At 62.6% G+C, this 6,261-nt stretch carries 4 protein-coding genes; 1 reads left to right on the top strand and 3 read right to left on the bottom strand.

Annotated elements, in window-relative coordinates; all coding sequences use genetic code 11:
- Positions 1-44: 44 nt before the first annotated feature.
- Entirely contained in the window at positions 45-926 is an 882-nt protein-coding gene (locus NPS29_RS09330) for a bestrophin family protein (RefSeq protein ID WP_274132165.1), read from the bottom strand.
- A gap of 150 nt (positions 927-1,076) precedes the next feature.
- Between NPS29_RS09330 and tkt the strand changes: the two genes are divergently transcribed.
- Positions 1,077-3,149 carry a transketolase gene (gene tkt, locus NPS29_RS09325; RefSeq protein WP_274132173.1) on the top strand — a complete coding sequence of 691 codons (2,073 nt, stop codon included), beginning with the start codon at positions 1,077-1,079 and terminating at the stop codon, positions 3,147-3,149.
- Between the two features lie 164 nt (positions 3,150-3,313).
- Here tkt and NPS29_RS09320 read toward each other — a convergent pair whose 3' ends face one another.
- Positions 3,314-4,525, bottom strand: coding sequence for a YeeE/YedE family protein (locus tag NPS29_RS09320; protein WP_274132164.1), 1,212 nt, complete (start codon positions 4,523-4,525; stop codon positions 3,314-3,316).
- A 177-nt stretch (positions 4,526-4,702) separates the two neighbouring features.
- Positions 4,703-6,250, bottom strand: a complete 1,548-nt coding sequence (locus NPS29_RS09315) for a PLP-dependent aminotransferase family protein (RefSeq protein ID WP_274132163.1) — start codon at positions 6,248-6,250, stop codon at positions 4,703-4,705.
- Positions 6,251-6,261: the final 11 nt, after the last annotated feature.

The following is a 6,261-nucleotide window of genomic DNA, read 5'->3' as shown; positions in this document are numbered from 1 at the left end:
AAGGACGCCCCCGCCGGCAAGCCGTGCTGCTACGGGTACTGCGGTCAACGCTGTTTTTCTGTCGCATCCCGCAACATCGAATTCAGATTCCCTGAAATGTTTTCACACAATGCCTTCATCTGAATCTCATGCTCCGACGCCTTGAACGGGCTTTGCAGGTCGGTGCCGATCTTCTCGATGGCCAGCAGCATGAAGCCCACCACGGTCGAGGCCAATGGCGTAAACCACCCCAGCGTCTCTACCAGGCCAATCGGCACGATGATGCAGAACATCGTGATGAACAGCCGCGGAAAGGTCACGTAGGGGTAAGGCAACGGTGTATTGGCGATGCGCTCCATGCCGCCCTGGCAGTTGGAAATTTCCACCAGGGTCGCTTCAAGGCGCTCCAGCCGGATGCTATCCAGCCGACCAGCCTTGTACTCATGGGCGATGATCGCCGCCGATTCATTGAGAATCGCGTTGGGGAAGTTATTGGTGCGCGTGCGCCGGTCGTACTCTTCCCGAGGGATCATGGCCGTCACTTCCTCGCCGCAGTCGCCGCCCTTCAGATGCGCCGACAGGCATTCCACGTAGGCCACATGCCGCCTTAGCAGCAAGGGTTTTACCGGGTTGATGTCGCCCTCGTCGTCGATCAGCGTCAGCACCTGCCGCGCGAAGCTGCGGGAATTGTTCACCAGCGCGCCCCATAGCGTGCGCGCTTCCCACCAGCGGTTGTAGGCACTGGAGTTGCGAAAACTGGTCAGCACCACCAGCGCCGAACCCAGCAGCGTCAGCGGCATCGACGGCAAGGTGATCTTGCGCTCCAGGTAGAGCATGAAATCCACCGTCACGATAACGTCCCAGATCAGCAGCCAGAACAGCGACCAACCGATGTAGGTAAAGGTCCGGATCATGGCGCGGTATTTCTTGATGATCGTGTCCTTCAATGGTCACCCCCTGTCGTGTGATTCAAGCCCCAGGGGATTCGAATGCATTCAGGCCCGATCGTTCGCCACAAACATTCATGGAACGATCCCGCCCTCCCCGTGCTCGACATCTATCTGGATGCCACTGCCACACGTCACGAGGAGATCAACATGGGCTCGCCTGCTACGTCGAACGCCAATGAACGCGACCAACTGACCATCAACACCATCCGCACCCTGGCCATGGATGCGGTGCAGAAGGCCAATTCCGGCCATCCCGGTACGCCCATGGCGCTGGCCCCGGTGGGCTACACGCTGTGGAAGGATTTCTTGCGCTACCACCCGGAACACCCTGACTGGCCAAACCGCGACCGCTTCGTGCTGTCGGTGGGCCATGCTTCGATGCTGCTGTATTCGCTGCTGCACCTGGCGGGCGTGGTGGAGATTGACGAGCATGGCAAGCGCTCGGGCAAGCCTGCGATCAGCCTTGAAGACATCAAACAGTTTCGCCAGTTGAGCTCGAAAACCCCGGGCCACCCCGAATACCGCATGACCACGGGGGTCGAGACCACCACCGGCCCCCTCGGCCAGGGCTGCGCCAACAGCGTCGGCATGGCGATGGCCGAGCGATGGCTGGGTGAGCATTTCAACCAGCCGGATGCCAAGCTGTTCGACTACAACGTCTACGTGCTCTGCGGCGATGGCGACATGATGGAAGGCGTGACTGCCGAAGCTGCGTCGATTGCCGGGCATTTGAAGTTGTCGAACCTGTGCTGGATCTACGACAACAACACCATCAGCATCGAAGGCCACACGGAACTGGCCTACAGCGACGACGTGCAGAAGCGCTTCGAGGGCTATGGCTGGAAGACTCATCACGTCAAGGACGCCAACGACGGCGCCGCACTGGCCAGGTCGATCAAGGCTTTCCAGCAGACCGACGATGCGCCGACGCTGATCGTCGTCGACAGCGTGATCGGCTATGGCTCGCCCAACAAACACAACACCGCTTCCGCCCACGGCGAGCCGCTGGGCGAGGACGAAATCAAACTGACCAAGAAGGCCTACGGCTGGGACGAGAACAGCAGTTTCCTGGTGCCCGAAGACGCCCGCCATCACCTGCGCGACGCCATGCTGGAGCGCAGCGCGGACGACTATATTGCCTGGCAGAAAACCTTCGCCGAGTTCGAAGAAAGCCAACCCGAGCTGGCCGATCAACTGCAACGCATGCGCGCAGGCGAGATGCCCGAGGGCTGGCGCAACACGGCCTTGAGTTTCGATGCCGACAAAAAGGGCATCGCCACCCGGGCTGCCGGCGGCAAGGTGCTCAACGGCTTCGCGCAACAGATCCCCTGGCTGATGGGTGGCTCGGCGGACCTTTCGCCCTCGACCAAGACCAACCTCACCTTTGAAGGCGCAGGCAGCTTCGAGGCCGGCAGCTACAACGGCCGCAATCTGCATTTCGGGGTACGCGAGCATGCCATGGGCTCGATTGCCAATGGCCTGGCGCTGTCCTACATCCGCCCCTACACCTCGACGTTCCTGGTCTTCAGCGACTACATGAAGCCGCCGATCCGGCTGGCCGCGATCATGGAATTGCCGGTGGTGTTCGTCTTCACCCACGACTCCATCGGCGTCGGCGAAGACGGCCCGACTCACCAGCCCATCGAGCATCTGACGCAACTGCGCGCCACCCCAGGCTTGCTCACCTTGCGCCCGGGCGATGCCAACGAAACCGCCGAAGCCTGGAAAGTCGCGCTGGCGCAGACCCACCGGCCCAGCTGTATCGTGCTGTCACGCCAGCCGATGCCGACGCTGGATCGCTCGATCTACGCCAGCGCCGAAGGCCTCGCCCGAGGCGCGTACGTGCTCGCCGACTCGGGGCATGAGCAGCCAGAGGTGATCCTGATCGCCACCGGCAGTGAAGTTGGTATGACGGTGGAAGCGTTCGAGAAGCTCAAGGCCGAGGGCGTGAAGGCGCGCGTGGTGTCGATGCCCAGTTGGGAATTGTTCGAGCACCAGGGCAAGGCCTACCGCGATGAAGTGTTCCCGCCTAGCGTGAAGGCGCGGGTGGTGGTGGAACAGGCAGGACCGGTGGGCTGGGACCGTTATGTCGGCCAGAGCGGCGCGAAGATCGTGATGAACACCTTCGGCGCCTCAGCCCCGATCGACAAGCTGCAGGCCAAGTTCGGGTTCACGGTGGATAACATCGTGAAGGTGGCCAAGGCCCAGCTCCAACTGTAGGAGCGCGCTTGCCCGCGATGATGGTGTAACTGACACATACCTTGTATCAGATACACCGCTTCTCGTAGCAGCACGGCTTGCCGGCGGGGGCGATTTCAAGGACGCCCCCGCCGGCATCGGAACGCCGCCCGGCCGTGCTGCTACGGTCCGTTGTCAGATGAAGATCAGCAGCCGCTCAAAACCACCGGGCGGCGTTCACCTTCGAAGAAGAACGGACGAATCCGCACGCCCACCGCATTGCCGGCGAACGCTGCGATCAGCCACAACCAGCCATGCAGGCTGCCCGAAGCAATGCCGCTGAAATACGCGCCGATGTTGCAGCCATAGGCCAGACGCGAGCCATAACCCAGCAGCAGACCACCAATCACCGCTGCAACCAGCGAGCGGGTCGGAATCTTCAGGCTTGGCGAGAAACGTCCTGCAAGCCCGGCCGCCACTGCCGCACCCAGCATGATGCCAATGTCCATGACCGTGGTGATGTCTTCCCACACTGGCGCAGCCAGTGCCTTCGCGTTGGCCGGCATTTGCCAGAACGCCCAGCTGCCAACGTCCACACCCAGGCTACCGGCGACTTTCGCGCCCCACAGAGCAAATGCAGAGGTGATGCCCCACGGACGGCCAGCCAGCGCCAGCGTCGCGTAGTTGAGCAGCGCCAGGGCAATCGCGCCCCACACCAATGGCCACGGTCCGCGCAGGAAGCGGCGCAAGCCAACGTGCTCGCTGGTCACCGCAGCTTCCAGTTCGCCGTGGCGGCGCTTTTCAAGTTTGACGGTCACCAGCGCGATCACCGCGAACAGCGCCAGGCTCATGACCAGCGCAGGCATCACGCCGAAGGTCTTGACGATAGAGGTCGCGGGGAACGAAGGCAGCGAGAACCACCAGTCGACATGGTGCGTGGCGATCAGCGAGCCGATGATGAAGAACAGCAGCGTCACCAGCATCCGCGCATTGCCGCCGCCCACGGTGAACAGCGTGCCCGATGCACAGCCGCCGCCCATCTGCATGCCGATGCCGAAGATGAACGCACCGAACACCACGGAAACACCGGCAGGCGCGACGAGGCCATTAACCGGCGTGCCGAACAGCGTGCCCGCGCCCAACGCCGGGAAGAACAGCACCACGGCGATGGCCAGCATGACCATCTGCGCCCGCAGGCCCGCGCCACGGCGCTCGTTGATGAACACCCGCCAGGCGGACGTGAAGCCAAACGCCGCGTGGTACAGGGTCAGGCCCAGGGCGGCGCCGACGATCAGCAACAGCACCTGCTTGCCGCCGACGGCCGATTGAAGAAACAACGCACCGACCACCAACAGAATGAAAGCGATCAGCGGCGTACCGAACTTGCGCTCGGGAGACGCAGAAAGAGGGAGGCTCATGATGTATCTCGGGAAAATTTGCGATGGGCGCGAGTATACCCCGACAACCTGCGGACCCGCCCCTGTAGGAGTGAGCTTGCTCGCGATAGCGTTTTGTCAGTGCCAGATGTGCAAGCTGACACTATGCCATCGCGAGCAAGCTCACTCCTACAGGTATGCGTTGGGGGTGAGATTGGGTTACACGCCCCAAGCTTCCCGCAACCGCATCAGCGCCGACGCGATGTCCGCCTCCGGCACCGCCGCGAACCCCAGCACCAGCCCTGCCCGGTTATCCACAGGCTCGGGGGAGTCGGGCAGCCAGTAACCACTCAAGGGCGCCACTTCCACACCGACGCGTTCAGCCTTGGCCACCAGCTCGCGCTCCCGCTCCAGGCTGTCCACCGCCACCGACACATGCAACCCCGCCAACGGCTTGGGCATCGGACTGCAACCGGGCAGATCCTGCGGCCAGCCCGCCAGCAAGGCATCGCGCCGGCTCAGGGCCGCACGGCGCATCCTGCGGATATGCCGCTGGAAATGTCCCGCCGCAATGAACTCGGCCATCACCGCCTGAGTGCCGATCTCCGAATGACGCATGTCCACAGCCCGGCGCTGGCTGAACGGTTGGACCAGATCCAGCGGCAACACCAGATACCCCAGGCGCAGCGCCGGGAACGCCACCTTGCCGAAAGTACCGACGTAGAGCACTCGCCCGCTGCGGTCCAGGGCAGCCAGCGGTGCCAGTGGCGCGCCGCTGTAGCGATACTCGCCGTCGTAGTCGTCCTCCACGATCCAGCCGCCGGTGCGTTCTGCCCAGGCCAGCAACTCGACTCGGCGCGCCAGGCTCATGGTCACGCCCAAGGGGTACTGGTGCGACGGCGTGACGTACGCCAGCTTGCAACTGCGGTCATCGGGCTCGGGCGCGCGCATGCCCTGGGCATCGATGGGCATTCCACGCAACCGGGCGCCGGCCACGGCAAAGGCATGCCCTGCGGCGCGATAGCCCGGATTCTCGATGGCGACACTATCGCCCTCATCGAGCAGCAACTGTGCACAAAGGGTGATTGCCTGCTGTGCGCCGCTGGTGATCACAATTTGCTCAGGCAGGCAGTGCATGTCACGAGACGTTCTTAAATACACGGCGATCAGTTCGCGCAGCCGCCACTCGCCTGCCGGGTCGCCATAACCGAGCTGATGCAGGCCGGGTTTTCGCCAGAAAGCCGCGTGCAGCTTGCCCCACACATCGAACGGGAACAGGTCGAACGCCGGCACCCCAACCCGAAATGCCCTTGGCAATCCGGTTTTTGGCGCACTCAAATGATGCCGCTGCAGCCGCTCCAGCGATGCACTGTGGATAACTTTACTGGCTAAATCTCCAGTGCCATCGGTCGATTTTGTGGATAAACCTGTTGATAAGCCTAGGGATAACCCTGTGGACAATTTTGTGGATAGTTTTTTCGAAGCGACGGTTTTATCAGCAAAGCTGGCGACATAAGTGCCATCTCCCACCCGCCCCTCGGTGAAGCCTTCGGCGTACAGCTGGTCATAGGCGCGCATGACGCTGTTGCGCGATATCGACAATGCACTGGCCAGATCCCTACTCGCCGGCAACCGCGTACCGCTGCGCAGACGCCGGTCAAGGATGCGCTGGCGCAGCGCCAGGTATAGCTGTCGGCTCAAGCCTTGGCGGCGGTCGAGTTCGATGCCGGCGAAATCGAACGTCAATGAAGGGGTGATGGCAGGCATTGGATTGGCCC

It is taken from the genome of Pseudomonas putida, from assembly GCF_028682175.1.
Lineage (GTDB): Bacteria > Pseudomonadota > Gammaproteobacteria > Pseudomonadales > Pseudomonadaceae > Aquipseudomonas > Aquipseudomonas putida_AD.
The sequence above is the reverse complement of the archived record's forward strand: the minus strand, read 5'-3'. Positions and strand labels throughout refer to the sequence as shown.

Bases quoted from the DNA above. Each gene is read 5' to 3' on its own strand.
- tkt (WP_274132173.1), top strand. From the start codon at position 1,077: ATGGGCTCGCCTGCTACGTCGAACGCCAATGAACGCGACCAACTGACC.
- NPS29_RS09320 (WP_274132164.1), bottom strand. From the start codon at position 4,525: ATGAGCCTCCCTCTTTCTGCGTCTCCCGAGCGCAAGTTCGGTACGCCG.
- NPS29_RS09315 (WP_274132163.1), bottom strand. From the start codon at position 6,250: ATGCCTGCCATCACCCCTTCATTGACGTTCGATTTCGCCGGCATCGAA.